Source organism: Endozoicomonas sp. 2B-B, assembly GCF_053470045.1.
Map to the genome: position 1 here is coordinate 2,664,632 of NZ_JBLZMU010000001.1, position 2,668 is coordinate 2,667,299.

Genomic DNA, 2,668 nt, shown 5'->3' on the forward strand with positions numbered 1-2,668 from the left:
CCTGCACCGGCAGGGTCTCTTTGAGTATCACCTGACGGGGGTTTACTACCGGTAACGGCAGTCTGTCCTGTCCGGGGTAGTACCGTGGCAAACCAAGCTCAGTACGAATCCTGTTTTTGGCCGCATTGGCATCTTCTTCTGGTGCCAGCCCAAGGGCCAGCCGTAATGCTTCCCCCAGCTGGTAAAAGAACGAAAGATGGCCTGCCAGCCACCCGGAGCCGTAGGGTAAGTCCCCCTCATCCGGATCAAAAGGGATAAGCGTGAAGGTGCCGTTATTGACTGTCTGGTTAACCGGAGCAAGATCATGGATGGTGTCATTTTCCGCACTATGACGAATGGGCTGGTAGGTCAGCGGGCCTGACTGACTGGCAGTGGACGCGCCATTGCGACCTGGGATAATCAAACTGACATATTCCCCGGGGATCGTCCTGTTGCGCTCATCGGGGGGTATTTTCAGTAAACCTTGGTCGTGTATATCGCCAAGGGTGTCAGGTCTTATCGGGGTTGTTACGTTGCCCGACAGCATCCGTAACCCTTCGGTATTGTTCAACCGGTGTCTGAACAGGTCGCTGGCATCCACCAGTTGCCGCAGGTCACTGGCGAGGGTCTGATGACTGGAACTGGCCAGATAGTCCGATGTCAGATAAACCCCAATCCAGTCACCCAGAGCCTTGAGGGTAAGGAATCTGCCCCGAACGCTGCTGGTGGCATTGTTGCTGGTAGAATTGTTTAAGAGCGGCGCCTGCTCCGGCTCGAACAGACCATCGTATTCATCCTGTTGTGCCTCGTCATTTTTTTTTAGTTGCTGAAGGTTTGCCAGGAACGGGTTGTCGGGGTCTCTGGCAGTCAGCCAGTCCAGACTGGCATCAAGTGCCCTGCGGAAAAACCATTGTTCACTGCGCAGCGGCTGTTCGCCATAAACTGTGACAATGGCCTCGAGCAAATCCGCCATTTCCCCGGCTGTGTGGTTAGTCTCAGCTAACGCCTGCCAGTCTCCCATAACGCTGGCAAGTGCTGGCGCCAGCCCGTCACCTTGATAAAGTTCCCGGACGGCATCAACAAAGTCTTCCGCTGTGCCACCTCGTTTCCTGAGATCATGGCGTTGGCCTGACACCAGTCGCTGGTAGAGATCGCCGGACTCTTGTGGCCATTGCCGGGCCTGGTAGCGTTCATCAAGCCCATAATGCGGTTGCAGTGCTTTCAGCCTGTTGTCAGTGATTCCCCAGAGCTGTTCAATACCGGCCACAGCCACGGCATTGTCGGTCAGGGTTTTTCGCCATGCAGGTACCAACAGGGATGACAGTCCGTGTCCAAGAGCCTCGTCAGAGTGCCGGGAAAGATCAGCGGCCCCCAGACGAATCAGTGGCTGACTGTCGTTTGTGAAGGTTGCGTCACTGTCAATAAACAATCGGTCGGACTCTGCCTTGATAAGAGGGACCTTGTTATCCGGGCCACCCGGATCACTGGCAATCTGCAGTCCGTGAAGAAAAGTCAGCAATTGCCGGTTAAAACCACCGTATAGAAACAGTCCTGCCAATTTCTTGAGGTCAAAAACCAGCCGCTGGAGCGTTTGTGCCGGATCCTTGTAACCGAGTGAATGGTAGCTTTCCACATCAAGGGTGATGTCGGCCAGTCGCAGTGGCGGAGCGGCGTCGCCCTGGGGGTATACCCTGATGCCTATTTCTGTTCCGTTAACCCGGGTGCGGTAACCATCGCCAAAAGCAGGACAGGCTATTGTCTCGTCGATGCGCAAAAGAGGCGCTACGGGTGTGAAAGCAAAAAAACTGTCAGGCACTGGTCTGGTAACATTGCCTGTTGGAGGGATCTCCTCGCTTTTGAGCCAGGCAAGTGTTTGACCAAGATCGTTTTTAGAATGCCAGTGTCTGGCTTGCAGTTGGGCACTTAGAGGAGTTGGCGGCTTCCCAGGATTTTTTGGGGCATTGAACAGATCAGGAAGCAAAGACTCCAGCCAATAGAGTGAAACCGGTGATACTTTCTGATTCAACCATTTGGCAGCCAGGGTTTCAGAGATAAAGTCGAGCTGTGTTTGAGTGGCTATAGCGGAAACCACGTCATCAGTCTGGCTGATGGGAGACGGGATTAAACCGCCACCATTTTCTGTGGAACCATTCTGACGTGCCTGAAATTCTGACCAGAAGTTATTGGGATCACAGGCCTCATAAACGACCATTGCTATATTGTTTAGCAACTTGGCAACGAGCCGGTCAGTTCCAAGAGCATCGGCTATACCGGCAGCTTTGCCCGAAGCCTGGGGCAATAATGACGGATTGATGATCGATTGCCCGATTAACAATGTCACGCCATCGTCGTCATAATAGATATTCTGCCCCGGCAAATCAGGGTCAGACAGGATAATACTGATATTCCGATGCATGTAGTGAGGAAAAAAACCGGACTGCTCGATTAACCAGAAGGCTCGGTCAATGGCTGTCCTGACAGTAAGAATGTGTTCTGGTGTGGCAAAGACCGACTCCGGGTTGGCCGGGTTCGCCGACAGTCTGATGGTAAAACTATCGGTATGAACAGTGGCCGAGTAAAACCAGTCATCTCCGGTATCAATCCACTGTCGCTTATAAGTAGGATTGAGAGGGACTGTGTCGGTCAGATTTGCAGACATAAGAGAAGATCTCCGCAACTAACAGGTCGT

At 53.0% G+C, this 2,668-nt stretch carries 1 protein-coding gene (only partly in view); it reads right to left on the reverse strand.

Annotated features, from left to right (window positions below):
- Positions 1-2,638, reverse strand: partial view of a TcdA/TcdB catalytic glycosyltransferase domain-containing protein gene (locus ACOMHB_RS10815; protein WP_448216626.1) — the start only. The gene continues 25,739 nt to the left of window position 1, outside the view; the window shows 2,638 of its 28,377 coding nt (coding positions 1-2,638); its start codon is at positions 2,636-2,638; the stop codon falls past the left edge of the window.
- Positions 2,639-2,668: the final 30 nt, after the last annotated feature.